Genomic DNA, 26180 nt, shown 5'->3' on the forward strand with positions numbered 1-26180 from the left:
GGTCGGGGTCAGCCGGGGTCGGGGATGGCCGCGATCCGGGTGAACGCGGCGGCGATCTGGGAGGCCCAGGGCCAGGTCGTGGGGATGCGTAGCCGTCGGCGGCGTTGCCCGTGGACCAGGCGCGCGGCGGTGTGCAGCAGGCGGTGGCGCAGCGTCTTCGGTTCGCAGCGGGCCAGGTCACCGTCGAGGGCGAGGATCTGCAGCCAGGCGATCAGGTCGGCGGCGATCGCGGCGAGGACGCACCAGGCCTGGTTGATCGGGAACTCGCGGGAGGGCAGTCGGCGTAGGCCGGTGTCCTTGGCGCAGCGGATCCGGTCCTCGACTCGGGCGTGGGCGCGGTGGCGGGCCTCAAGCCACTGCAACGCGCCGGTTGGGGTGTTGGTGACGAACGCGGTGTAACGCCAGCCGTCCCGGTGTTCGAACAGGGTCAGCTGAGCGCCGGGGTGCGGCCGTTCCCGGCGGACGATGACCCGCATCCCGGTCGGCCAGCCGGTCAGGGTGAGCAGGCCGGTCAGTTCCGCGACGTGCGCGCCGTCACGGACACCACCGTCGGCGTTGATCGCCGGTGTCCAGGCCGAGGCGGGAACCTTGGTGATCGCCCGGCGTTCCGGCTCACCGATGGACCAGCCGATCGAGTACTCGACCGTGCGGCCCCGCTTCGTGTTCTGCGCGGTGAGCCAGTCGAGCACGGCGTGGGTGGCGCCGGCTGAGTCGGCCCGCACCAGCAGATGCCGCCGATAGCTGGCGGGGACCTGCGTGAACGCCTCGCCCAGCACGTGCAGGTGGTCGGCGGCGGTGTTCGCCCCCGCGTTGCCCGCCCGGAGCTGGACAGCCAGCATCTCGCCAGTGTTGTCGCAGGTGACGAGGAGGGGATGGAACCCGAAGGTCCGCTTGTAGGTTCTGTCCGCGCCGTCCTTCTCACTGTGCGCCGCCAGCAGGGTCGCATCGACGTCCAAGACCACCACCCCGGCCCCGACCTCCCGACCCGCAGCTTGAGCGGCCGGCAACCGGTCGAGCAACGACCACACCCGTGCCCGCACCTTCGCCCGTGCCCGCGCGATCCGCCGCACCCGCACCTCGTCGACCTCGGCCAGGGCCCGCCAGCACGTCGCCGGCGAGGCGACCGGCCCGAACACCTCGCCCTGATGCCGGACCACGTCGATGTCGGCGATTGCCTCACCACCGTCAGCGATCATCACCGCGAGATCGGCCAGGACACGACCCCGCTCCCTGCGCGGCGTGAACCCCCGACGCGCTACCGCCTGCGACAACGCCCCGGTCAGGCCGGTCCTGTCGGCAAGGGCACGTAGCAACACCAACCCCGCGTGCGACACCACACCACGACCGCCGACCTCGACGGACAATCCCCTGGACCAATCGGTACTCTGCACCTACGAAGTGCCTTCCGCGCGTGGAACTCTGAACGACTCGACACCGGTCAGTTTTCCTTACGTGGCAGGCACTTCGCTGTCTCTACCCGACAGCCTCAGCCCTCAAGACCACGCCCCTCGTGAAAGACCGAGGATAGGACCGGGTGTTCGCGGCGCCTTGCCGACGACGGGCGACACCTCACCGATCCGGCAGTCTCGTAGGCCTAGGCCCTGTGTCGAAGTCGTTGCCCGGGCTTGAGCTGCTTGTTTGATGATCTCTGCGTGTCGGAGGTCGAGACGCAGCGAGGTCTCCGGTAGATGGTTCAGCGACCAAGCAGAACCATCTACCGGAGACCTACCTGGCGGACCGGCGGGAGCAGGCTGGTAATACTGCCGGTGCCGAGGCGCTGCACCAGCAGGCCGCCGACCGCGGCGACACCACAGCGCTGCGGAAACTGGCCGAGCTCCGCATGCAGGCAGGCGACACCGACGACGCCGACTACCTGAGACGCTTCGGACTTGCCGATGACGGCTCGGTGGCAATCTGGCCCTGGCCATCTGATAGACGTGAGCCTGCGTCTTATGCCGGTCTTGCGGTGCCACCGCGTCTTGGGACGACGGCTGCGGTTGCTTCGGCGGCGGCGTGGGAGAGTTCGGGGAGGACGTCGCCGTAGAACTTGGCGGTGAAGTGTGGGCTGGAGTGGCGGAGTCGGTTGGATATGACTTTCATTTGGACGCCGGCCGCGAGGCCCATGGTGGCGGCACCGTGGCGGAGGTCGTGGAGCCGGATGGGTGGTAAGCCGGCTTGGGTGGCGAGGTGGTGGAAGTGGTCGGTGACGTCGGCGGGGTGGAGCCGCCCACCGGTGGGGGTGGTGAACACGAGTCCGGTGGTGGTCCAGGCAGGACCAGCGGCGAGGCGTTCGCGGTGTTGCCGGGTGCGGTGGGCGCGCAGCACCGCCACGGTCTCGGTGTCGAGAGCGACCGCAGCCTCGCTGTCGGTGGTTTTGGGGGTGTCGATGGCGGTGGCCCAGCCGTGTTGGACGAGTTGCCAGCGGACGGTGAGGGTGTGGGCGTTGAGGTCGAGGTCGTCCCAGTGCAGGCCGCATGCTTCGCCTCGTCGGAGGCCGGTGAAGGTGATGAGGTGGTAGAGGGCGTAGAGCCGGTCGTTCGCGTCGTGGGTGTGGTCGAGAAATCGGCCGGTGTGTTCGGGGGTCCAGATCATGACGGGGCTGGGGGTCTTGCCGGTGTCGCGCCAGGTTTTGACGCGTTGGTCGGTCCAGACGGTGGGCTTGGGTGGTCGGGCTGTGGGTAGTTCGACCATGACGGCGGGGTTGGTGTCGATGTAGCGGTGGCGGCGCATCGCGTCGTTGAGGGCTTTGCGCAGGGTGGCGTGGATCAGGTGCAGGGTTCTGGGGCCGACGATCCGCTGATTCTTGACTTGGTCGCGTTTGGCTTGGTCGCGGCTGGCGCGCAGGGTTGTGATGGTGGTGTTGCGTTCGGCGATGGCGTCGTACATGGCGTCGATGTGGCCGGGGCGGAGCCGGTCGATGCGCAGGTGGCCGAGGTGCGGGATCAGGTACAGCCGGATGTGCCCTTCGTAGGAGCGCAGGGTGCCGGTCTTGATGTTCTTGCGCCCACCGAGCCAGTCCGTCAGATATGCCTCCATCGTGGGCAGCTCGGTCGGGGTGATGTCCAGGTGCAGCGCCCGCCGGACCTGGTCCGGGGTGGGGATGGGCGCGCCGGTCTTGACGGCGGTTTCGATGAGGTCGCCGGTCTTGACGGTGGTGTGCGGGTCGGTGGGGTCGGGGACGGCGAGCGCGGCCCGGATGCGGTCCAAGACCGCGTCCGCGTCGGCCTGGGTGGCGTACGGGCCGTGGCGTAGTGGGCGGCGGGTGCCGTCGGCGCGGGCGGGGATTTCGATCTGCCAGTGCCAGTGGCCGTGGTTGCGGGACCAGCCGCCGCCGGGCCGGCGAAGCTGGGGACAGGAGCGTCCCAGTCGCCGGCCCGTGACGCTGTCGCGGCAGCCGCAGCGTTTGAAGGTGGATCCCTTCACTCGTCGTCTCCTGGATGCTTCGTATGATGCCGCCAGCGATGCCGGGTGGAATCCGCTGGTGGCGGGGTCGTCGCATCCACGCTCACCTTCGCGTCGGGTTCAAGTCGCCGGCCGCCGTCGGCCGGGGCGGGGTCGTCGTGGAGTAGGAGGAGGTGGAGGAGGCCGGTGACCGGGACGATGATGCGGCTGCCCGCGCGGATCAGAGGTGCGGGGAAGGTATCGGTGGCGGCGAGCCGGTAGGCCTGGGATCGGCTGATCCCGAGGACCGATGCGGCGGTGGCCAGGGTGGTGGTCACGCCGAGGGCGCGGACGCGGTCGACGGTCCATACTTCGCTGGCGGGCGCGGCTGCGGTGGGCGTGATGTCTGTCGTGGTGCCGTGCGCAGTGGAGTTCACGTCGGTGCTCATGATTCGCGGTTCTCCTGCCCGTTCAGTGGATGTCTGGGATGCATGGGTTCGAGATGACTTGCTGGTAGGGGCAGCCGCGAGCCGCCGAACGCGGTTGCGTGAGTCGCTTGCTGCCGACTTGATGGCAGTCGTGGAGCCGAACTCGCCGATGGAGTTGAGTCCTGCGGCGCGGGCGGCGAGGCCGCCTCAGATTTGAGGGTCTTGAGGAGTTCGGATACCCGGGTGTTGGACACGGTGTGGCCCGTTCCACGGAGGGCTTCGGCGAGCGCCGCCCGGGTCAGGGCCTGCCCGTCCGCGGCGAGGTGGTCGCGGACGCGTCGCGCCGCCGGCAGCAGCTTGGCCACGTCGCCGGACTGCTGCGCGGACCGTCCCCTGCCGGCGTTGCGGCGACGGCGGTCCCGTCCGTGAGGTTGATGAGCGACCTCTGCCAGGCCAGTTGTCCGCGTGGCGGACCGCCGCCCTGCCGTCCCGCCGGACCGCGTCGTCTCGGCCGGTCCGGTCTGGGGCGTGGTGTGCGTGGGCTGGTCCGGCAGGTGGTCTGCGGTCCGGGCGGCGTTGGTTGGGGTCGTGGTGCCGGCGTAGCCGAGGGCGACCTTGACCATGACGAGGAAGCCGAGCGCGGGCACGGCCGCGGCGATCCAGCCGATCGGTGACGGTTCGGCCTCCACGACCTGTGCGGCGAGGGACAGCGTTACCGCGCAGGCCAGCACACTCGCGGGAAACACCGTCGAGGTGTGGGCGCGTTTGCGGCGGCGTAGCTCCAGGCCGGAGGCGATGGACATCAGCTCCAGGACGATCGCGTCGGCCCAGGCCAGCCAGCCCGGCTGGCCATGAGCGGCGGCGACGTTGTGAACGTGGGTGAAGCTGGCCGCACCCGCCGCCCCACCGATCGCCAACATGATCACGATCTGGACGGCGCCCTCGACGCGGCTGCTGCGTGGACCACCGTCCGGGTCAGACGTCGGTGTGTTCGTGGCGGACCACCTCCCCGGACCGGGCTGCGGCGGAGGCTCGTCCGCCAGCCGGGTAGAGCTGGACACGTGCGCGGACGGTCCGGGCGTCGTCGTCCGGGACCGTGATCGCGGACGGGGAGCCGCCGGACTGTCCGTGGTGAGCGCGCGACGATACCTCTGGCCTGTGGCTGTCGGAAGGGGTCGGCGCTGTCACCGGTCTGTCAGGCCCAGCGGAGCGGGTGCTGACAGACCAGTGAGAGTGACCAGGTCTTGCTGTCTTCCGCAGGCGCGAGGTACTGTCCGCGGCCGTCGTGCCGTTGCCAGGCATCACGCCGCCTCACCCGCCCGTCCAGCGTCGACGACGTACGAGGCGAGGTCGGCCAGCCGATGCCGCTGCCCTGCCCCGCCCGGGACGGACCAGACCGCCTCAGCGGGACACAGACCCGCCGTGGCGGCATGGTCGCGGGCTCCGGTCGCGGCCAGCGCCCGCAGCGGCGTGTCGGCGAGCAGGCGGCGCAGATTGGCCTCGCGGGCGGCGGAGTGCAGCCAGAACAGCACCGGCCACACCCGGTCGAGCGTGGCGAACAAGTCCCCGTACCCGGTGAGTTTTTCCACCAGAACCGACAGTGGCTCGGACCCCGTGTCGTACTCGACGAAGAACGGGACCGTGACGGTGTTCTCGGCCCACAGGCCGTAGCCGTCCGGGCGCACCCGCGGCTGGTAGGCGCGCACCAGGACCGGATCCTCTCGACGGGTGAACGTGCCAACACGCTGGCAAGCCACCTCCGGCAGCCACTGCGCCAGCTCGGCGGCCGGGTGCGTGCGGGCGTAGCCGGCAAGGTCGGTGAAGAAGCCGTTCACCCCGAGCCGATGCGCCAGGCTCCGGCTCGAGGTCCAGCGTCGCCGCTCCACGCGTGCGTGGTCACGCCGAGGTGGCCGCTCGTCCCGGCTGGCCGCGACGATCTCGGCACCGAGCTGGTCGATGACGTAGTGGTACGGATACGAGCCGCCGTCAGCACGCTGGGGCCGGAACCGGGCCACCAACCGCAACCGATACAGGGTCCGCAGCCGCCGCTGGCAGAAGTCCAGCGACGGGAACAGTGCCTGGGCGATCTGGAACGACGTCAGCACGCCGTGGTCGTACAGCCAGCCCAGCAGGACCCGGTCTCGGTCGGTCAGCTGCGACTGGACCCGCAGAACCGGATCATCCATCCGCCATCACCTCCTCTCCGATGCGTATGGCCTCCCCAGGGGGAGAGACCCGAGACCAGGACGGGTCTGTCGCAGAACAACCAGCCAGTACTGACAGACGGGCTGACCTGCGGTGTGAGCGGGAAAAGGGGGTCCGTTCGGGCGTCCGGCTGAAGACTGACCCCAACGGGGACGTCAACCCGGACCCCGGAACGGGGGTCAACACGGGATCTGTCACCGCCACCGGCAGAAAACCGGAACGCGGTGAGATGGGATGTACAGAGAACACAAAAGCTCCTTGATCGAAAAATGGGGGCGTCGACGGTCGCGACGCCGTAGGTGTGCGCCGCAGCCACCAGCGGGCGCGGGAGACTGCGGCAAGGCGCACTGTGGAGTTGTCAATGAACACGCCGACCGGCGCACCGGCCGACCCGAAGGCGGATCAGGGCAGCAACGACCGACACGACCACCAGAACGGCGGTCGCAGCGGGGCACAGCGGTAGCAGTTGCGGAGGACAGGGCGGCACAGTGCCGCGCCGGCAGCGGGCTCGTCTCAGCCTGGGACAGGTGCTCCGGGAGCCGTCGACATCACGACGGCCCGGTGGGGCGTCGACTCAACCCGCCGGAGAAAGATCCTTCATCGCGAACCCCCTGTCACTCGAAACCATCGACGGCCCGCCCACTCCCGAGCCTCGAACGACCGGCGACGCCCCCGAAGGAGCGCCACCAAACCGGCCGATCGGACCCGGCGGGCAGACCGCCACGCGGTCGCGTTCGTACCAGTACGCCTCCGCCGGCAGCACCCTGTCAACCAGCATCACCGGCAGTCGATCATGACGTTTCCGGACCCAGCCGGACGCACTGGCACCCGCCAAGACGTGCTGGTCTCCAGCCGGACGGATTCCCGGCAGAAAAATCTTGGCCCACCTATTCAACTGTCTCATAATGTAGGACAGCGCTCCCGCTGACCGAGGCGGTCAGGGTCACCGGAGTCGCACGGCCGGGCTCGCCAGCGACAGCAAGGGCGGACCGCCGGCGGACCCGTCGTGGCCGTTCTTTCTTCGCTGGCAATGGTCGCGGCAGCCTGCCACAGGGTCACGATCGGTGTCTCTCGGCCGATGCCGGTGACCCAGGTGGTGATGTCCAGGTCGTGGGTGGCGAGGTCGAGCACGACGCCGACGTCGCGGATCCGGGATGGGTAGGGCCCTCGGCGCCGGGTGGTGATCTGGTAGAGGTCGCCGAGGGCCCCATCGGCGAGTCGGACCCGCATGGCTTCCAACGCGGGTTGTACTCGGTGTGGCCGCCGGTTCGGCACTGGCCCGCCGGGCGGCTCGGCTCGGCTCGCGGTACGCGTTGATCCCGATGGGAGCACCAGGCACAATCGCCGGGTGATCGCGAGCGTGTTTTTCGATGTAGGCGAGACCATCGTCGACGAGTCCCGGGAGTACGGCACCTGGGCGGACTGGCTCGGGGTGCCGCGCCACACGTTCTCGGCTGTCTTCGGGGCGATCATCGCTCGCGGACTCGACTACCGGGAGACGTTCCAGGCCTTCCGGCCGGGATTCGACCTGGCCGAGGAGCGGGAGCGCCGGACCGCAGCAGGACAGCCGGAGTCCTTCACCGAGGAGGACCTTTATCCGGATGCTCGGCCGTGCCTGGCCGCGCTACGCGAGTCGGGGCTACAGGTCGGCCTGGCCGGCAACCAGACGGCACGGGCGGAGACCATCCTGCGTGCCCTGGACCTACCAGTCGACGTGATCGGCACCTCGGACGGTTGGGGTGTGGAGAAGCCGTCTGCCGCGTTCTTCGACCGGGTGATCGCCGAGGCAGGTTGCTCGGCTGACCAGGTGCTCTACGTCGGGGACCGGCTGGACAACGACATCCGCCCGGCGCAGGAGGCGGGCATCGCGACCGCCCTGGTCCGTCGCGGCCCGTGGGGTTACATCCTTGGCGACAAGGCGGTCAGCGACCGGTGCCTTTTCCAGCTCGACACGCTGGCCGAGCTGCCTGACCTCGTACGCAAGCACAACGAGTCGGCGCGCTAACTACCCGGCAGCGCGGCACGGCCGGCGGTGAGTGCGGCGACGCGTTCGTCCAGCAGAGTGCCGTGTCGGCTGTCGCCGAGCATGGGACGGACGGCTCGGACCCGGTCGAGACCGACGCCGTACCAGTCGTTCTGCAGGGCGTCGACAGCCTGATTGAGGTAGTCGGCGGCCCGGTCGCCGTCGCCACCATGAGCGGTGGCGAGGTCGGCGAGTACGACGCTGCGCTGCTTGGCGCCGGTGGTGGTGAGCGCGGCGAGTGCCTGGTTGAGCTGGCCGGCGGCTTCGCTGTGGTCGCCGCTGGCGAGGGCCGCGTAACCAGCGAACGAGTGCAGGCGGCCGTTGTCGTAGAAGTCGAGCCATTCGGGCGGTGTGCCATCACCATCGACCGCACCTGCGGCGAGGTCGATGTGGCGACAGCTGGCGGCTGCGGCTCCGGCACGCGCCTCAACCTCCGAGCCGACGCAGTGCAGCCATGACCGGACCATGGGGCTGACGCCGTGCCAGGTGTGCTGGAGAGCAGCGTCGATCAGCGGCCGAGCGTTGGCCGGCTGGTGGCCGAAGGCAGGAACGAACGCCATGTGGCCGAGGACAGCGGCGGCCAAGGCGTGGTCGCCGGCCTCGCGGGTGGCGGCGAGGGCGACGTCGTAGCAACGTTCAGCGATAGCGGGTTGGCTGAGGTCGAAGAAGGCGAGCCGGGCGGTGAGCAGCGCGGACTCCGCGAGAGCGGAGGCAAGACTGGTCCGGCTGCTACCGGTGGCGGCGCGAAGGAGCCCGATGCCGAGCTGGGTGTGGGCGTAGGCGGCCTCGTAGAGCGGCCGGGCCGGGCTGGTCCAGTACAGCTCGCGTTGGCAGCTCACGATTTGCCGGTACGAGTCGGGGTCGACGGTCTTGCCGTCGGCGTGTGCGGCTTCCGGGTCGAGGGATAGCAGGGGCGCGACCAGGGGCAGCATGCTGGCGCCGACCAGTGCGCGTAGGACGGATGCGCGGTCCCAACCGTTGCCGTTGTTCTCTCCGGTGAGCATGTCCCACAACCTCCTGAACTCGTGCAGTGTTTCCGCGTCCGGGCGTACGGCCAGCTCGTCGGGGGTGAGCAGGCCGAGGTGGCTGGCCGGCTTCCCGAAGATCGCGACCAGATGCTTGCGGTACCGGGGGTCCGGCCGCCGCTCGCCGATCTCCCACCGCCGGACGGTGTTGGCGTTGAGCCCGGTGTCGGTCTCGCCGGCGCGGCTCATCTCGGTACGGATGCGTTCGGCGACCTCCTCGTAGGACCAACCGCGTTGGAGTCTCTCCCACGCTAGCCGCCGGTTCGAGGGGTAGCGCCGTCCCGCCATCGCGCACCTCCGGGCATCGCTTGTCGACATCGATCACGCTAGCCAGTCTGGCTACGGGTCGTCACCACCTGGTTGCGATTGGACGGGTAGTGGACGGTACCGGTCCGCTGCCGTGGACGGTTCGCTATTGCCGAACATCGAAGCCGCCTGCTCCGGGCTGGCCTCGGTGGTCGCCGACCATTCCCGTCAACGGCATGAGGTTCATGGTGGACATGTCACACCGACCCGACAACGCGTCGCCCCGACCGGACCCGATTGCCACGACGACGGTCGGCTTCGGTGCCGTGAGGTTGACTCCGCGCCCGCGTACTGCCAACGAGGCTGCGCAGGCGAGTGACCGGCGAGATTCCCCCACTCGCTGCCTCCCGGTTGCGGACCCGCCAGGCTCCCGGCGGGTCCGCCACACCGACCGCCGATGCCGCACGCCCGACAGCCGGCCACACCAGCAAGAGCACGGTCCGACCGCGCACGTGCGGGCGCGGCGGCGATGACTCTCTACATCTCCCGCCATGCCACCGCAGCGACTGCCAACAACTCCACCAGACCGGTCCGCCCTGAGCTCGTGCTCACGGCCAAGCGAGTCGATCTCACTCGCAACGACCCGCCCCTGTTCAACCACGTCTGGCAGCGACTTTTCGAGACCATGCGAAAGGACGAGCAACGATGATGTCTCGGGCCCCTGTCACCGGTGCCGCCGGATTCATCGGCTTGCACCTGATCGACGCGCTGCTGGGCAGCGGCACCGCAGTCGTCGGCCTGGATCGTCGCCGACTGAACGAGCAGGCATCGACGGACGAGATGGCTGGTACGGCCGCAAGTTCCCGGAACAGCATGTCGGCCTCGTGGTGGTCGGCGTGAGAGCCCGACAGGTCACCGCCCCGACCGGCCCGTGGTCCCCGGACGTTCTGCACACGCTGCTACGGGACACCTCACCGTCGGCGGATGAGCGATGGCGACGCTGGTGCGCTGATCTGCTCCTCAAGGATCGCCTGGGTCCGGCGGAGCTGTCCGAGTGGTGGAAGGTGATCACCGAGTTCGACGGAGTGCTGGGTGGCTACGCCGAGCAGCCGCTGGACGTGCCCGAAGGCTCCGTTGTCGTGGCGGGCAGCGGCAAGGAGCAGTTCAAGACCTTCAACGTCAGCACCGCCGCCGCGATCCTCGCCGCCGCCAGCGGCACGCCTGTGGTCAAAGGGATCTCGCGATCGGTGTCAGCGGTCTCCGGAGCCGCCGACATCCTGGATGTGCTGGACATCCGTGCCGTCGACCGGCCGGAAGCCCTTCCCGAGATGCTGGATCGATTCGGGATCGCCTTCGTCTCGTATCCCCTGTTCTGCCCGCGCTACGCGGCTCGTTACGACGGCGTCTTCGGCGCCTTGAATCCGGCGAGCTTCTTCATGCCGGTCGCAACCATCTGTGTGCGCGCCAGGGGATACGTGCTGGGCCTGGCGCATCGAGACGTCACCCTCGCCGCAGCAGCCCTCCGGAGGATCAGGCCGGATCTCACCACGGGCGTCGTCGCGTCCACGGAGCTGTCCCCCGGCGAGATGATCGACGAGCACGGCGACGTCGGTACCAGAAGGCTGGCGCGTCTCGCCGACGGACTCATCACCTGCGGGATCCGCCAGGGACAAGAGCCGGCCCAATCCTGGCGTCACGCGGTTGCCCACCGGCCCACTCACCGCGGTAACGCCGCACTCGTGGCCTCCGCGCTCAAGCCCGGAGACGACACGCCCGTCACCGCACTGGTCGAGCTGAACGCCGCCCTCGTCGTCGCAGCGAGCGGGACAGACATCGACGAGGCGGTCGACCTGGTCCGCCGCGCCCGCCGGGCTGGGCACGCCATCCGCCTGCTGAGCACGCTCACCTGATCGAAGGAGCCGCCATGCCCGCCATGTCTATCGACGCCGAATCAGCAGCAATCCTGACCGAACGGCTTGGACCGACCGCTGTCCGGTTCACCCACACCGACGACGCACTGTGGGTCTTGCACCCCGACCGACGCGAGTCGTTGGCGATCGTGACGGGCTTCGGCCCGACCAATGCACCGACCGCCGGCACCTTGTCGGTCATGCTCGGCGCGGTCGAGTTGCAGCGACATCTCGGTGTGTCGATGACGGTCGTCATCTCCGACCTCGGGGCATGGAACTCCCGCAACGTTTCATGGTCGGCTCTGGTGCGGGTTCGCGACCAGATGCTCGCGTTCCTTGTCGAACTCGGCCTGGGTCCACACAAAGCCGAGCTACGGTCCCACCTTGAGCACGACAACCTCGTGCGTGCCGGCCGGATCGCCCGCTATCTGTCCCGGGCTGACTTCCAGGAGCACCGTGAGAGCCTCTTGGGGCTTTACGCCGAGCACGGCTTGCTCGGCAGCGAGACCGGCGTGGTGGTCGACTCGCTGTACACGGTCGCTGACGTGCTCGGCCCCTTCGACAACGGCGCCAGCAACGTCCTCATGGTGTCGGGTATGGAGGAGGCGTACTTCACGGACCTGGCCCGCCTGGTGCTACAACGACAAGCGAACGCCGGTGAGCTGGGCCTCGGCTGGAGCGGCCGAATCGGCGGCCTGTACTTCCGGGTCCTCGAAGGGCTTGCCGGCTACCCCAAGATGTCCAAGAGCATCCCCGCGTCGAGCATCCACCTCAACATGACCCAGGCCGAAATCGTCGACCGGGTGATGGACGAGGCGGAGTCTTCCCAGGCCGCGTTGCTGTCGGCGATCGAGCTCAGCAGCGGCTGGGACGCCGTGGATGTCGCCCGCGCCCGCGAGGCATTCGCAGACCGCGTCCTACGTCCGGAAAGTTGGCGCCAGGCTCGCCGAGAGTTCTGCCGTTCATTCGCCCAATTCGCCGGGATATGGCAGCGATGCGCTCGCTGAACCCAGTCCTCGTCCTCCTCGGTGCGTCGGGGCGCCTCGGCCGTGCAGTCCAGCCGCTGGCCGTCGCCGCCGGATTCCACGTCGTTGCGGTCGCACGGAAGCCGCCGGCTCCCCCGATATCGGGCAGCATTCAGTGGGTTGGCGCAGACTTGACGGTCGTCCGGGACCGCGCCCGAGTTGCCGCCGCCGTTACAAACCGGATCGCCTCATCCGGTCCTATCTACGTCGTGGACGTCGTTCTCGACCGAAGCGGGGTAGACGCCATGCACCGCAGCGTCCGAGGCGCGACCGAGGGCGTGCTGCAGCTACGAACCGAGTTTCGCGCCGCTGGCCGGGAAACGACGCTCATCGCCGCGAGTACGACCGCGGTGCTCGCTCCCGGGCTGTATCAGACGCCGTACGGGCTCGCGAAGCGCAGACAGGTCGTCACCTATGCCCGCTCCGGCGTCGCGGGCGCGGCGCTACTGTCTCGTGATCCTGTTGTCTTGGCCTGAAGTCGGTTGTGGTTGGCTGTGCCTTGTGGAGTTGACGTCGGACGAACGGGTAGAGCTTCGGGCGTTGATCAACGGGACGGAGGTGTCGGCGGCGGTCGGTACGCGGGCGCGGATCGTGTTGTGGCACGCCGAAGGCCGGAGGAAGAAGGACATCGCGGTGCTGGCCGCGGTGTCGCGGCCGACGGTGGACCTGTGGCTGGGCCGCTATGCCGACGAGGGCGCGGCCGGTCTGTTCAACCAGCGGCCTGGCGGCCCGCGTGAACAGGTGCCGGTCCGGATCCGGTCGCGGGTCCTGGCCCTGACCCGGATAAGCCCGCCTGCTGAGACCGGCCTGTCGCACTGGTCCAGCCGGGAGATGGCCGCCTACATCACCCGCACCGAGGGCGTGGCGGTCTCCCACCACTGGGTGGCCAACCTGTGGCGTGAGCACGGGCTCAAGCCACACCGGTCCGGCACGTTCAAACTCAGCAAGGATCCCCGGTTCGCGGACAAGGTCGCTGACATCGTCGGTCTCTACCTGGATCCGCCCGGCGGCGCGGTGGTCCTCAGCATCGACGAGAAGACCCAGATCCAGGCCCTCGACCGGACCCAGCCGCTGCTGCCCATCGAGTTCGACGCCACCGAGCAACGCACCCACGACTATGTCCGCCACGGGACCACGAACCTGTTCGCCGCGCTCAACGTGGCCACCGGCGAGGTGCTCGGCCAGTGCCGCCCGTCCCGCAACGGGGCGGCGTTTCTGGCCTTCCTGAAAAAGGCCGTGGCTCCACACCGGGGACGACAAGTCCACGTGGTGCTGGACAACCTGTCCACCCACACCACCCCCGACGTGCTCGCCTGGCTGGCGGCCAACCCGAACGTGCGCTTCCACTTCACCCCGACCGGATCCAGCTGGATGAACCAGATCGAGATCTGGTTCGGGATCATCACCCGCCAGGCCATCCGCCGCGGCACCTTCGCCTCGGTCCAGGTCCTCATCCGTTCCATCCGCGACTACATCACCGGCTGGAACGCCAACCCCCGACCCTTCACCTGGACCGCCACCGCCAACGAGATCCTCGCCAAGGTCCAACTCGTCCAGACCAACGTCAAGAAACTCGTCGCGAACAACACTAAGTAAACCGATCAGGATCACGCGACACTACTGCTCCCCCAACTCGGCCCGGGAACGGGCACCGCATCGAAACCTCAACCGACTTGGTCCTACGAGCGGGCCGCTCAAGCATTGGTCAGCGCCGTGTCGGCCGCACCGCTCAAAGGCTTCGCCGTGCGCGTGCCCGCCTTCGCCACCGGCGTCAGGAGCAGCCACGTGGCTATCAACGACAGCACACTCCTGGCCCATCTCCACAGTCTTGTTCTCGACCGCGACTCCATGCTCGCCCATCGAGCAGCAGCCCGGGGCCGGCTGGGCTGGACTCCCGAGCGACTGCGGCTCCGCTTCGATCATCACCACGCACCGGCGGAACTGGTACGCCGATTCGCCAAGCGATACCACCTTGCCGTCGTCGATGAACGGACCGCTGCGGCCCTATTCCTTTGGGGCAGTCATGATTGACGACAGCATCGATGTCCTTGTCATCGGGTCGGGACTGTGTGGCCTCACCATCGCCGTCACCCTCGCGCGGCACGGGCTGCGCGTTCGCTGCCTCGGCGACGGACGCCCCGGGGCCTCGCTGGCCAACTTCGGCCAGTTGCACTCCGGCGCCGTCTACGCCCCGGTGCTCCCCGCACTCAGCACAGCCTGTTGGGAGCATCGGGACCGCTGGCACCACCTGGCCAGGCCCGCACAGTTCGGGGAGGCTACCGGACTGGCGCTGTTTCACTCCGCAGATGCCGTGCAGCGCTACCTGGACGCCTGGAAGCAGATCGGCATCGACGCCTCGGAGGTGGACCCGCGAGGCGCGGGAAAGTTCCCGCCGCCGGCAGCCGCCTTTCGCATCCCGGACTACAGCGTCAACATGTCGATCCTCAACGCCGGCCTCGTCGATCTGGCCCGGGCCAGCGGCGTACCCGATGTGCAGGGGAATACCGCCGTCCTGCGTCGCGATCCGAAGAGCACCCTCGTCTCGATCGCGTCTCCAGCGCCACGGTCGCGGATGGTGGTGCTGGCAGCCGGCGCCGGCACACCGACCTTGCTGTCCAACGCCGGAATTCGGCACACCCTGCACAACCGCCGAATAGCCTGGGGCCGACAGCCCGGGCTTGCGGTAGAGGGCGTGACCTACTGGCTGGACGGCGATCTTCTCGCCATCAGTCCGGATCGTGGGGGCATCCGCGTGGGCTTACCCGGCGTGAAGGGTGGATACGGCACAACAGCGGAAGAACGTGCCCGACTACTGGAAGCGCTCGATCGACACCGTCTCCACCAGTCCCGCCCGGACTTCAGCCTGATCTGGGGGACCGTGTGCGAGCCGACCAGTGCGCACGCTGATCCATCCAGCCTTGTCGTGGACCTCCGACAGCCTCCGGACGGGTGGACACCCACTGGGAACCTGCTTGTCGCGCTGCCCGGCAAATGGACCACCGCCTGGCACTGCGCCGACCGGGTGGTCGACGCACTCATCTGACGGACGGGGCCGAGCTATCCGATGCCGATGGCGTCTCTCACCCGCTCCAGCAACGGCCTGGTCTGCTTCCGGGCCTTGTCCGCGCCGTGGGCAAGCAGATCGTCCAGCTCACTACCCTGCGCCATCAGCGACTCGTAGCGCTCCCGAAGCGGCGCGAACTCAGCGACAAGCGCGTCGGCAAGCTGTGCCTTCACCTCTCCCCAGCCCATCCCACCGGCCGACAGCCGCGCCCGTGTCTCGGAGACCACGTCCACCGCACCGAACCGCTCAAGCAGCTTGAACACCGCAGCCGAGTCGGGGTCCTTCGGTTCCTCCACCGGCACGCTGTCAGTCGGGATACGCCGGATCAGTTTCCGCAGGCTGGGCTCTGGCGCGAACAGAGGGATCGTGTTGCCGTACGACTTGCTCATCTTGCGACCGTCGGTGCCGGGCAAGGTGTGCGCCGACCCCTCATCCGGAATGACAGCAGCGGGGATCTTGAACTTGAACCGGTCCCCGTACACGGCGTTGAAAGAGCCAGCGATGTCCGCGGCGTACTCGACATGCTGTACCTGGTCGCGACCGACGGGCACCACATCGGCATCCATGATGAGGATGTCGACCGCCATCAGCACCGGGTAGTTGAACAAGCCCATGTTCACGCCGGCGTCAAGATCCTCCTTGCCAGCTTCCCGGTTGCGGTCACGCGACGCCTTGTAGGCGTGCGCCCGGTTCATCAGGCCCTTGCTGGCCATGCACGCCAGAATCCAGTTCAGCTCGAAGATCTCCGGGACATCCGACTGGCGGTAGAACGTGGTGCGATCCGGGTCGAGTCCGGCCGCCAACCAGGTGGCCGCCACGGAGCGGGTGTAGTGCTGCAACAGCTCACGGTCGCGGATCGTCGTCAGCGCGTGATAGTCCGCGATGAAATACAGCGACTCGTAGCTGTCGGCCAACCGCAGCGCCGGCAGGATCGCGCCGATGTAGTTGCCCAAGTGCGGCTCACCGGTCGGCTTGATGCCGGTCAGCGATACCTTTCGCGCCGTCGAACCCATGGGCATGACATTACCGTGAGCTGCCATCGATCTTCCGTCCTCATTGGCTGTCGGCGCATACCGAGATGCTCCTGTTGCCGTCGCCAAGGCTCAGCAGCGACGGCAACTCCGCCATGCTCCTGAAGGCTCGAACCGGACCGGGCGTGGAGCCATCGGGCGCGTACCGCAGCACGCGCATTCCTGCGCTACGTGCGGCCGCCACCCCGGACTCGCTGTCCTCGACAACGACGCAGCGGGCAGGCGGCACGCCCATCCTGGACGCGGCCAGCAGAAACAGGTCAGGAGCCGGTTTGCCGCGGGCGACCTCGGCGGCCGTGAAGATCCGACCCTCGAAGTACGCCGCCAGGCCACAGGCGCCCAGGGTCAGAGCGACCTTCTCGGGCCGCCCGTTCGACGCCACGCAGAAGGGGACCCGAAGCTGCTGCAACACCGGCACGATGCCGGGCACCGGCGCCACCTCGGCACGCAGCGCGGCATCAACCGCGACCGTCAGTGCGTCGAACCAACCGGGAGGCACAGCGCTGCCAAGGCGATCGGCGATCAGCCGGGCCGCCGCCGCTTGGTCGAGCCCGGCGAACGCACTGGCGCACTCCTGGTCGGTGATCTGGATTCCCAGCTGCCGCATCCGGTCGGCGAGTACCCGGCCGACGATCGGCTCGCTATCCACCAACACCCCGTCACAGTCGAAGATGACGAGATCGACCCGACCATGATCGCCCATCGGTGATCGCCTCCTTCAAGGCCGCGTCGCACCAGTAACCGCCGGTCCCAGCATCGCCGGCAGGGTCCAACGGCTCCCGAGCACCCACCGAGCCACCAGCCACCGCCAGCGAACACGAAAAAGGCCCCGACCGGCACAGAAGTACCAGGTCAGGGCCTTGCTCGTTGGTGCGCCGCCAGGGACTCGAACCCCGAACCCGCGGATTAAGAGTCCGCTGCTCTGCCAGTTGAGCTAGCGGCGCTCGTTGGCAACGGAGAGAACACTAGCACGCCCCCTGAGCGGGGTTCCAATCCGATACTCGGCTCCACCCTTCGGACACCCTTAACGGTCGAAAGCCACTAAATCTTCCATGATCGCCGGCTCGGGCCGTAGCGGACGGCCGTCATGCGGCACGATGTCCGCCAGGTACGCGAGAACAGGGGTGGGAATGGGCAGGTTCGCGCGGGCCGGGGCGCTGGTAGGCGCCCTGAGCCTGATGGCGTCACTGGCGCTGACCGGGTGCGGTGACGACCAGAAGAAGGCGGAGTTCGTCGACGGTGCCCCCGACGTCGGCAGCAGCGTCGCCGCTACAGGAACGGCGCCGACCGATCCGGCCGTGAGCACCGACCCGCTCAAGGTCAGCCCGGCCGACGGGGCGAAGAACAGGCCGGTCAGCACCGAAATCTCCGCGAAGATCTCCGAAGGCGGCAAGGTGACCGACCTCACCCTCACCGCCGCGGACGGCACCAAGGTCGAGGGCCGCTGGCGCACCGACGGCTCGTCCTGGGTGCCGAACAGCCCCCTGAAGTACGGCATGCGCTACACGGCCACCGTCAGCGCCGCCGGCGCGGGCGGGGAGACCCGGCAGGGCACCAGCACGTTCACGACGATGGCCAAGCCGAAGTCGTTGATCGCCTCCGGGCTCTACCTGTTCAGCGACAAGACGTACGGGGTCGGCATGCCGGTCGTCACCGAGTTCCACCCGGGCATTCCGGAGAAGGACCGGGCCGCGGTGCAGAAGCGGATGTTCGTCCGCACCGACCCGCCGCAGCCCGGTGCGTGGCACTGGGTCTCCAACGGCACGCAGGCCTACTACCGGGCGCCGGAATACTGGAAGCCCGGGACCACGATCAGCGTACGGATCGCGCTGGCGGGCGTTCCGCTCAGCAACGGCAAGTACGGCAACGTCGACCGGAGCGCCACCGCCAAGATCGGCCGGGCGTTCGAGATGAAGGTCGACAATGCCACCAAGAAGATGAGCGTCTACCAGGACGGCCAGCTCGTCCGCACGATCCCGGTGAGCCTGGGCAAGAAGAGCACCCCTTCCTCCAGCGGCACCATGGTGGTGATGGAGAAGAAGGAGTCCACGGTCTTCGACACCCGCGACGACCCGAACCCGGCCAACCGGTACGTCACCGAGATCGACTTCGCCCAGCGGCTCACCTGGGGCGGCGAGTACATCCACGCCGCGCCCTGGTCCGAGCACGTGCAGGGGCGGCAGAACGTCTCACACGGCTGCGTCAACGTCTCGATGGCGCACGCGAAGTGGCTCTACTCCCAGACCCGGGTCGGCGATCCGGTCACCATCAAGGGGACCGAGCGCAAGCTTGCCCCCGGCAACGGCTGGACGGCCTGGAGCCTGAGCTGGTCCGAGTTCGTCAAGGGCAGCGCACTGCCGGTGCCGGAGGGCGGCTCCGCGTCGGCACTGCCCTGACAGACGACCAGCACGAGGGCGGGCGTCGGAATCCCGGCGCCCGCCCTCGTCATTTGCGAACATCACTCACCAAGTTCGGATTTTCGGCAGAATTCGGACATCATGGTCGGGTGTTTCTCTTCACCCCCCGCAACGGGTACGTGTTTCCGTGCGTCACTGAGAGACGATGGACAACCGGGGTACCACGACAGTGAGGGAATTCATGCGCGCAACCCAGGACCAGCTGACCCGGCGCGGTGGTCGACGCCGCGTGTTCGCGGCGGGGCTGCTCGCCGCCGTACTGGCGCTCACCACCGCCTGCACCGACGGCGAGGGGGGCAAGTCGTCGGCCTGGCAGGGTGGCGGCGAGAGCGCACCCAAGGCCTCGGCCACCATCACCGAGCCTGCGGCCGACGCCAAGGACGTGCCGGCGTCCACCGGCATCACCTTCACCACCAGGGACGCGAAGGACACCGCGATCGAGCTGAAGGACTCGGCCGGCGCGCCCGTCGAGGGCACGCTCGCCGCCGATGGCGCAAGCTGGCTGCCCAAGGCCGCCCTGAAGTACGGGGAGACCTACACGGCCACCGTGACGGCGACCGGGGACGACGGCAAGCCGACGCAGGCGACCAGCACCTTCACCACCATGGCCAAGCCCGGCAAGCAGGTGCGGATCAGCAGCTTCCTCGGCGACGACCAGGTCGTCGGCGTCGGCATGCCGCTCATCGTGAAGTTCAGCCGGGCCGTCCCCGAGGACTACCGCGACGACGTCCAGCGGCGGATGACGGTGACCTCCACGCCGGCGCAGGAGGGCATCTGGCACTGGGTCAGCCCCACCGAGATCCGGTACCGGCCGAAGGAGTTCTGGAGGGCCGGCAGCGCCATCTCGTACCGGGTGCAGGCCGGGGGCCTCCCACTCGGCGACGGCTGGTATGGCCGCGCGGACCTGACGGTCGACATCAAGACCGGCCCAGCGGTGATCATGACGGTCGACAACAGGACGAAGCTGATGACCGTCACCAAGGACGGCAAGGTGATCAAGACCATCCCCGTCAGCCTCGGCAAGAAGAGCACGCCGTCGTCCAGCGGAACCATGGTGGTCATCGAGAAGCTGCGCAAGACCGTCTTCGACACCTTCGAGGAGCTGGGCCCCGAGGAGGGCTACCGCACGAAGATCGACTACGCGCAGCGCCTCACCTGGGGCGGCGAGTTCATCCACGCCGCTCCCTGGTCCGAGGGGCAGCAGGGCAGCGTCAATGTCTCGCACGGCTGCGTCAACGTCTCGATGAAGAACGGCGCCTGGCTGTTCGACAACACCCGCGTCGGCGACCCGATCACCGTCAAGGGCACCGAACGTAAGCTCGCCAACGGCAACGGCTGGACCGACTGGAACATGAGCTGGGACGAGTACGTCAAGGGCAGCGCCCTCCCGTACGACCCGGACGCCGCCGCCTCCCCGGCCGCCGAGGCCACTCCCGCCGACGGGGCCGAGTCCCCCAGCGCCGAGCCGACCGCCTGACCCCGAACCCATCAGGAACGCCGAAGGCCCCCTCCGAGCGGAGGGGGCCTTCGTGCACGGGTGACTGATGGGAATTGAACCCACGACAACCGGGACCACAACCCGGTGCTCTGCCAACTGAGCTACAGCCACCATGCGCTCCGCCCCGGCGGGGCCGGGCGGCGTGCGGACTAATAATAGCCATACCCCCGCCACCCACGTCCACCGGGTTCCCCGCGACGAGCACCGGGCCGCCCAGTGCGCGTGGCCCTGGCCCTACGGAGCAGCGATGCTCTGGGGCGCCTGCCGCCGCCCGGGTGATCGCACAGGCCCGGGTCACTCGACTGGTTCACGCCCTCGGAACTGCGCCACCACCTGACCTCCCCCGGCAAGTCACCACCCGTCACCGCGAGTGCCACCTGCCGAGCCTCAGGCTCGTCGATCTCTCGGTAACGATCGACATCCCGATGATCTTCAAGAAATCGAAAGTCAACCCGGGATCATAAGACCAGGCCTTGATGCGATGGTTCCAGATCAGCGCACGACCACCGCCCGGATCCATGATGAACATTCCCTACCAGATCACCCTTAGTTTCATCCTTGCAGATCGCGCAGCATGTCAACATCTTGCTGCTCCAGACGGTTACGCAAAAGCTCGGAGACAGGAAAATCGTCCGCAGTCAGCCCAGGGTCGGCCGCCGCCTCGCCCAGAGACTTTCGCTCAAGGGATTCAAAGCTCCTGATGCGAAACTCGCGATCTCGAAGGTCTGTCAGCTTCCGGAGGCTGAGTGCCTCCGTCGCCCCGCGAAGTCCGTTCTGGGCCTGCGAGCAGGTGCATCCGGTTGACGTACAGCTCGTCGTCCGTGGGGTCGTCGGGGCCGGGCTGCCACTCCCGCGACCGATCCTCCGCCTGCTGCTCATCCACCACCCCGGCCCGCTGGCTGAACTTCCCCGGCCCGCGACCCGCCATCGGCATGGGGTCACCATTCGCACCGAGGACCAGGGCGTCGATGCCGGTCACGTTGTGCGGGGCCGGCAACCCGCTGTGCGTGTAGATCGGCATGTCGGACACGATCCCGCTCTGCGGGTCCAGGTAGAGCACGCTGCCGTTCTGGTTCAGTGCCACCCAGGCGTGCGACCCTCCGCCCTCGTACGTGGTGATGAGGAACGCGTAACTTCCGTGACCGCCGGCTCGCAACTGCCGCTCAAGGTTGCCGAACCCCCGGTTGACCACACGCCACCTCTCGTCGGCGGGAGTGCGATCGTCGGGGTCGACGAGTTGCTGGAAGCGTCCGCCGGTGGCGTCCTCGACCCGCCCCGGGCCGCCCATCTCGCCGCCGAGCGGCCGGCTGATGTCACCGGCGGCGTACGCGTCGAACGTGCGCGGCGCGGAGACCCGGGGACGGCCGTGCATCCACGTCTCGTACAGCGAGAGGGTGCAGTCCAGGCAGTTGATGCCCCGGGTCGGGTCGGCGGCCGGCCCGCCGTCGTTGGCGAGCCTGAACCAGTTGCCCCGGCGGGGGTCGGCGGTGCGCAGGACCCGCCCACCGGGGCTGCGGGGCATCGCCCGTTCGAGGTCCGACTGGTGCAGCGCCAGCGGGGGCCGGAGGCCGCCCCACTGCCCGTATCGGCGGGACCGGTCGATCGGCGGTGGGTGGTCGTCCCCGGTCAGCGCCGAGGGGCCGTCGGTCTGCACCGCCCCGACGACGAGCGACGGATCGTCGGTGTTGATCGAGTAGAAGTCGAGGGGATCGCTGACCTCGACGAACTGCGGCGCGACCGTGCCGGCGAGCACCGCCTCGGCCAGTTCCCGCGACTCGTAGGCCGCCTGCTCGTCCGCCATCGCCATCCTGTGCCACGAGGTCGCGAGGTAGCCCTGGCCCTGGTGTTGCAGACTCAGCGCGTAGGCGGCGTACTCGCTGGCCCGCCGTTGGAAGAACTCATACCGGCCACGTAGCTTCCGAGCTTGCAGGAATCGCCGGTTGTCCTCGTGCAGCGCGCGTTGTTGCTGGAAGCGATCCTGATAGCGGCGCCGGTCGTACGCCTCGCGCTCGGCCCGCTGCCTGGCCTGCCACTCGGGCGACCTCGGCGGTGGCACGACGGGATGCTCCGCGGGCTGTGCGCGGTGCCACCGTGGGTCCAGCGACCCCATGCGGGGAGAACGGGGCGGAGGGGGCGCGAGCGGGCCGTCGTGGCCCGGACCCGCCGGCGTGGCCGTACCCACCGTGCCCATGCCCGTGGCCACGGTGCCCGTGCCGGCGGCCGGCGGGACCACCGGGGACGGCGCGAGGACGCCGCTCGCCGAGGCCGGCGGGTGGGGTGCCGCCGGGGCTCCCGACGCGCCCACCGCGTGGGGCGCGACGCCATCGGCGACGGCGGCAGCGCCCACGGACGGCGGCGCCGGCCCGGCTACCCGCGTGTCGGGCTGCGCGAACTCGGCCGCAGCGACCGACGACAGCGTCGGGCTGACCGCCGCGCGCGCGGGCGCCGACCCGTCGGCCGCGCCGGACGTGGCCGGTGCCTGCGGCGCGGGCTGCGTGGACGCCTCGGCCAGCGCGGTCGGCACCTGGTCGACGTGGGCATCGACGGCGACGACGAACGCTGCCTCGCGTGGCGCTGCCGAGGGCAGCGGGTTCTGCGGCCCCGGCGCGTCGCCGCCCAGCTCGACCCTGGCCGAGGCGGACGGGCCCGGCTCCGACCCGCCCGCCCCGAGCGCCGCAGCAACGGCGGTGGGGCCCGCCCCCTCTCGGGGGACCGGAACGATGGGATGATCCCCGCCGGGGCCGAGGGCGGCGTCGGTCGGGCCCGGCGCGAGCGCACCGAGGTCCGTCGGGGCGAAGGACGCCCCCGCGAGGGCGGCCATCCGGCCGTCGAGGCGATGCTGCAACGCGACGTCCGTCTGCCCGGTGGCCGACCCGGTGGCACCCGACGCGGCGGCCCGCGCCGCGTCCTCCAGCGACACGGGGCCCTGCCCGGTGGCGAGGTTGGCCGCCTGGTCGGCGATGACCTCGCCGGTCATCTCCCGGCCGAAGTGCTCGCCGATCCGCGCCGCCCGCCCGGTCGCGTGCCTCCCGAGGCCGGCCAGCGGCGCCACCGCCCCACCCGCCAGGCCACCGAGCGCGGACATTCCCGCGTCGGTCAGGTCCAGGCCGTCGCGGCGGCCGGTCGAGTTCTGGTACGCCTGCGTGGCGAGCGTGATCCCGGACTCCTCGGCCGCCTCCTCCATCCCGCCGCGCGCCGCCTTCCGGGCGAGGCCGCGCATGCCGCCCTCGGCCACCCGCTTGGCCGCGCGCTCGCTGGCCTCCTTCAGGCCCTGCTTGAGGGCCTTGCGGGCGAGCTGGGCCATCAGCCTCTTGAAGATCTGCTGCACGACGAACCGGCTGGCGGCGATCGCGGCACCGGCGGCGGGCGAGGCGGCACCTGCGGTGAGCACCGCCGCCACGGCGAGGGAGAGCAGCTCGACGACGAGGATGCCCAGCTCGATCCAGACCTCCAGCTTGGCGCCCTCGATGTCGCAGCCGCACTCCTCGACGAGCCGGCCGAGGTCACCGCTCACCGCCAACAGCACCGGCAGCGGGGCCTCGTCGCCCTCTGCCACCCGCCGCCAGGCCGCGTCGAACGCCTCCGCGACCGCCCCGATCCCGCCGTACCCGCTGCGGACCTCCCCGGCGGCGGCGATCGCGTCCGCGCGGGGGCCGGCCAGGGCCTCGGCCACGCCGTACCACTGGTCGGCGAGGTCCCAGACGGCCCGCTCGTCGCCTTCCGGCCACTCCACCCCGATCACCCAGTCGAGCGCCTCGTAGACCCAGCCGGGCAGCTCCCAGGGCGAGTAGTCCAGCGGATGCGGGATCGGGCTCGGCAGCAGGGTCACGGCGATCCTCGGAGTCGTCAGCGCCCGGCGGGCCGCTGGTCGGAGATCCGGTCGAGTCGTCCGGCGCCCTGCGCGTCCGTCCGTACGGTGTTGTCCACCGACCGCACGACGTCCTCGCCCAGGTCTTCGAGAGCTCGGCCGAGGCCCGTCCAGGCCCGCAGCAGCGTCTCCTCGAACCCTCGGTACTGCTTCTCGAACGCCGCGCCGATGTCGTCGCGCCCCCAGGGCCGGGCAGCGCTGGCCGCCGCGAGCTGGCCGCCCACCTCGGTCCGCCGAGCGGTGACGGCCTCGCCGGCCGAGGCCAGGTCGGCACCACCGCGCCGTGCCCGCCCCGGGTCCAACCAGAGCTGGTGGTCGGTCATGCCGATCCCTCCCCGCCCCGCATGGCGGCGTCGGCCCGGCCCAGCAGGGTGTCGAAGTCACCGGTGCGGAGGAACTCCATCGACCCCGACCCGGCCGGGAGGTATCCCGCGACCAGCTCCTGGGTGGCGGCGACCGAGGCGGCGGCGGCCCGGTGCACCGTCAAGGTGATCTTGTGGCTCAGGGCCCTGGCGTCGCGGCCGTGAAGGGCGGAGGGGGTCAGGTCCACCGAGACGATGTCGCCCCGGGCACCGGCCACCACGGTCACCTGGCCGTCGTCGGAGCGTTCGGTGACCCGCAGCTCCGCGAGGCGGGACCGCAGCTCGTCCAACCCGGAGCGGAGCTGGCGGTACTGCCCGTACACCTCGTCGAACCGGGCTCGCAGCGCCCGGTTGGCCTCCCGGTCCACGCTCTCGGCCAACGCGACCTCCCCGTCACCCTCGGTACGGCAGACCATACCGGGCGCGACGGATTTCGTGGGGTCAGGTAACTTCGGGTGGGTGATCGACCGTCAGCAGGCCGAACAGCTCGCCACCGTCTGGGCCCACCGGGACTCCCAGCGCCTCGGGCACGAGTGCGCCCCGCTGGTCGAGGAGTTCGACCTGGGCTACCTGATCACCTCGACGGTGACCCCGGCGGCCACGGTTCCCCCGGGCGACCTGCCGACCACGGTGGTGGACAAGGAGACCGGCGAGGTGTCGACCTGGCCGCGCCTGCCGTTCCCGGCCGTGCAGGAGATGTACCGGCGCAGCCGGCCGGCCCAGCCCGCGCCGCGCACCGCCGACCCGGCGAGCCAACTGCTCCGCGAGATCCGCCGCCTGCCGACCCCCGGCACGGCCGCGCACCTGACCGTGGCCGGCAGGATGCACCGCGCGTGGGGCGCCAAGGGGGAGGCGGTGCTGCGGCACCACCGGCTCGTCCGGGAATACCTGGACACCCAGCCGCCCGGTCACCTGGTCCGGGGGGTGGACCGGCACGCCGAGCTGATCGTGGTGTCGGACGTCCTGCACGAACACGACCACCAGCGCGCCGCCGAGGGGCGGGCCCCGGCGACCCTCGACGAGGCGCGGGCCTGGTTCGCGGGCAGCCTGTTCGAGCTGTACTGGGTACGCGAGCCGGGCGACCCGGCGGGCGGGCCGGCCGACCGGCCGTGTGACTCGTGCATCAGGTTCCTGGTGCACATGAACGTGCTCCCCTGGTCCGACCTGGGCTTCCGGCAGCCCTGGGTGCCGGAGGCGGTTCCGGCACCCGAACCGGGCCGCTTCCCCGACGAGGTGGCGCACGCCCTCGTCGCCGCCGGCTGGGCACCACACATCGGGGACGAGATAATGGCAGCCGCCGCCGTCCGGGACGTCACGGCCGTCGTCGGGGCCAGTCACTCCCACGTGGCGTTCCCCGCGGCGGTGGAGGCGATCACCCGGTTCCCCGGCCTGATCGGAGCCCGGTGCGGCCCGGGCGAGCAGGTGTGGATCTCGCGGTTCGACATCACCCCGCACCTGGTGGCCCACAACGCCGACACGCTCGCGGACTTCGCCGCCGTGCTCGGCGTACGGCTGTTCCCGATCGGGACGGAGAACCAGGAGAGCATCCTCGCCGTGGACGAGCGAGGTCGGGTCTTCGCGCTGGACCAGGCCGGCGAGTGGTTCCTCGGCGACGACGTCGACGCCGCGCTGACCACCCTGCTGCTCGGCCGGGCCCCCTCCCGCGTCCGCGACGACGGCACCTGGTGACGCCGCCC

The 26180-nt window shown here is 69.7% G+C and carries 23 protein-coding genes, 2 tRNA genes and 1 pseudogene; 12 read left to right on the forward strand and 14 right to left on the reverse strand.

The features are described from left to right. Nucleotides 1-8: 8 nt before the first annotated feature. The 6 genes and pseudogenes from E1258_RS03795 to E1258_RS34330 all read right to left on the reverse strand — a co-directional run. Nucleotides 9-1391, reverse strand: a complete 1383-nt coding sequence (locus E1258_RS03795; protein ID WP_132396854.1) for an IS1380 family transposase — start codon at nt 1389-1391, stop codon at nt 9-11. 559 nt (nt 1392-1950) lie between these two features. After that, nucleotides 1951-3423: a site-specific integrase gene (locus E1258_RS03800; protein WP_132396856.1), complete on the reverse strand. Its 1473-nt coding sequence runs from the start codon at nt 3421-3423 to the stop codon at nt 1951-1953. Next, complete coding sequence (locus E1258_RS03805) at nt 3420-3830, reverse strand: AlpA family transcriptional regulator (protein WP_132396858.1); 411 nt, start codon at nt 3828-3830, stop codon at nt 3420-3422. Before E1258_RS03805 ends, E1258_RS03800 begins: the two co-directional genes overlap by 4 nt. Beyond that, on the reverse strand, nt 3827-4729 hold the full coding sequence (locus E1258_RS03810; protein ID WP_132396860.1) for a DUF2637 domain-containing protein: 903 nt from the start codon (nt 4727-4729) through the stop codon (nt 3827-3829). The genes E1258_RS03805 and E1258_RS03810 overlap by 4 nt, the downstream gene beginning before the upstream one ends. Nucleotides 4730-5110: 381 nt before the next feature. Next, nucleotides 5111-5995 (reverse strand): replication-relaxation family protein, encoded by an 885-nt coding sequence (locus tag E1258_RS03815; protein ID WP_132396862.1) that lies wholly within the window; start codon nt 5993-5995, stop codon nt 5111-5113. 1099 nt (nt 5996-7094) lie between these two features. Further along, nucleotides 7095-7268 (reverse strand): annotated as a pseudogene (locus tag E1258_RS34330) (gfo/Idh/MocA family oxidoreductase); the annotation flags it as partial. Between the two features lie 94 nt (nt 7269-7362). On the opposite strand from E1258_RS34330, the gene E1258_RS03825 reads away from it, so the two are divergent. Next, nucleotides 7363-8019, forward strand: coding sequence for an HAD family hydrolase (locus E1258_RS03825; protein WP_132396864.1), 657 nt, complete (start codon nt 7363-7365; stop codon nt 8017-8019). Here the strand turns inward: E1258_RS03825 and E1258_RS03830 are convergent. Then, complete coding sequence (locus E1258_RS03830) at nt 8016-9350, reverse strand: helix-turn-helix transcriptional regulator (protein WP_132396866.1); 1335 nt, start codon at nt 9348-9350, stop codon at nt 8016-8018. The two genes, E1258_RS03825 and E1258_RS03830, sit on opposite strands and share 4 nt — an antisense overlap. 487 nt (nt 9351-9837) lie before the next feature. Between E1258_RS03830 and amcA the strand changes: the two genes are divergently transcribed. The 8 genes from amcA (at nt 9838) to E1258_RS03860 (ending at nt 15286) form a co-directional block, all read left to right on the forward strand. Further along, nucleotides 9838-10017, forward strand: a complete 180-nt coding sequence (gene amcA, locus E1258_RS35655; protein ID WP_371688562.1) for a multiple cyclophane-containing RiPP AmcA — start codon at nt 9838-9840, stop codon at nt 10015-10017. After that, a complete protein-coding gene (locus E1258_RS35350; RefSeq protein WP_207919384.1) occupies nt 10017-10208 on the forward strand; it encodes an NAD-dependent epimerase/dehydratase family protein in 192 nt (63 codons plus the stop codon). Before amcA ends, E1258_RS35350 begins: the two co-directional genes overlap by 1 nt. A gap of 164 nt (nt 10209-10372) precedes the next feature. Further along, a complete protein-coding gene (locus E1258_RS03835; RefSeq protein WP_207919386.1) occupies nt 10373-11218 on the forward strand; it encodes a hypothetical protein in 846 nt (281 codons plus the stop codon). 23 nt (nt 11219-11241) lie between these two features. Beyond that, entirely contained in the window at nt 11242-12225 is a 984-nt protein-coding gene (locus E1258_RS03840) for a hypothetical protein (protein WP_132396870.1), read from the forward strand. Between the two features lie 227 nt (nt 12226-12452). Then, a complete protein-coding gene (locus E1258_RS33820; protein WP_132396872.1) occupies nt 12453-12719 on the forward strand; it encodes a hypothetical protein in 267 nt (88 codons plus the stop codon). A gap of 25 nt (nt 12720-12744) precedes the next feature. Further along, entirely contained in the window at nt 12745-13839 is a 1095-nt protein-coding gene (locus E1258_RS03850; RefSeq protein WP_132396874.1) for an IS630 family transposase, read from the forward strand. A 117-nt stretch (nt 13840-13956) separates the two neighbouring features. Next, nucleotides 13957-14274 (forward strand): hypothetical protein, encoded by a 318-nt coding sequence (locus E1258_RS03855; RefSeq protein ID WP_132396876.1) that lies wholly within the window; start codon nt 13957-13959, stop codon nt 14272-14274. Continuing rightward, entirely contained in the window at nt 14267-15286 is a 1020-nt protein-coding gene (locus tag E1258_RS03860; protein WP_132396878.1) for an FAD-binding oxidoreductase, read from the forward strand. The genes E1258_RS03855 and E1258_RS03860 overlap by 8 nt, the downstream gene beginning before the upstream one ends. A 14-nt stretch (nt 15287-15300) precedes the next feature. On the opposite strand, the gene E1258_RS03865 is transcribed toward E1258_RS03860, so the two are convergent. The 3 genes from E1258_RS03865 to E1258_RS03875 all read right to left on the reverse strand — a co-directional run bounded on the left by E1258_RS03865 (nt 15301) and on the right by E1258_RS03875 (nt 17282). Then, nucleotides 15301-16326 carry a tryptophan--tRNA ligase gene (locus E1258_RS03865; protein WP_243715160.1) on the reverse strand — a complete coding sequence of 342 codons (1026 nt, stop codon included), beginning with the start codon at nt 16324-16326 and terminating at the stop codon, nt 15301-15303. A 34-nt stretch (nt 16327-16360) separates the two neighbouring features. Then, nucleotides 16361-17041, reverse strand: a complete 681-nt coding sequence (locus E1258_RS03870; RefSeq protein ID WP_132396880.1) for an HAD family phosphatase — start codon at nt 17039-17041, stop codon at nt 16361-16363. Nucleotides 17042-17206: 165 nt separating this feature from the next. Then, a tRNA-Lys gene (locus tag E1258_RS03875) sits at nt 17207-17282 on the reverse strand. A gap of 186 nt (nt 17283-17468) precedes the next feature. Between E1258_RS03875 and E1258_RS03880 the strand changes: the two genes are divergently transcribed. After that, nucleotides 17469-18734, forward strand: a complete 1266-nt coding sequence (locus E1258_RS03880; RefSeq protein ID WP_132396882.1) for an Ig-like domain-containing protein — start codon at nt 17469-17471, stop codon at nt 18732-18734. A 202-nt stretch (nt 18735-18936) separates the two neighbouring features. After that, a complete protein-coding gene (locus E1258_RS03885) occupies nt 18937-20232 on the forward strand; it encodes an Ig-like domain-containing protein (protein WP_132396884.1) in 1296 nt (431 codons plus the stop codon). Nucleotides 20233-20291: 59 nt separating this feature from the next. Here the strand turns inward: E1258_RS03885 and E1258_RS03890 are convergent. From E1258_RS03890 to E1258_RS03905, 4 genes are all read right to left on the reverse strand, one after another. Continuing rightward, a tRNA-His gene (locus E1258_RS03890) sits at nt 20292-20364 on the reverse strand. Nucleotides 20365-20941: 577 nt separating this feature from the next. Continuing rightward, nucleotides 20942-24082, reverse strand: coding sequence for a toxin glutamine deamidase domain-containing protein (locus E1258_RS03895; protein WP_132396886.1), 3141 nt, complete (start codon nt 24080-24082; stop codon nt 20942-20944). 17 nt (nt 24083-24099) lie between these two features. Further along, the gene (locus tag E1258_RS03900; protein ID WP_132396888.1) at nt 24100-24444 is read right to left on the reverse strand and encodes a hypothetical protein; all 345 of its coding nucleotides are present in this window, start codon (nt 24442-24444) and stop codon (nt 24100-24102) included. Then, nucleotides 24441-24863 carry a YbaB/EbfC family nucleoid-associated protein gene (locus tag E1258_RS03905; RefSeq protein ID WP_132396890.1) on the reverse strand — a complete coding sequence of 141 codons (423 nt, stop codon included), beginning with the start codon at nt 24861-24863 and terminating at the stop codon, nt 24441-24443. The genes E1258_RS03900 and E1258_RS03905 overlap by 4 nt, the downstream gene beginning before the upstream one ends. A 79-nt stretch (nt 24864-24942) precedes the next feature. Between E1258_RS03905 and E1258_RS03910 the strand changes: the two genes are divergently transcribed. Then, nucleotides 24943-26172: an SUKH-3 domain-containing protein gene (locus tag E1258_RS03910; protein WP_132396892.1), complete on the forward strand. Its 1230-nt coding sequence runs from the start codon at nt 24943-24945 to the stop codon at nt 26170-26172. Nucleotides 26173-26180 lie beyond the last annotated feature (8 nt).

This window comes from Micromonospora sp. KC207, from assembly GCF_004348615.1.
Lineage (GTDB): Bacteria > Actinomycetota > Actinomycetes > Mycobacteriales > Micromonosporaceae > Micromonospora.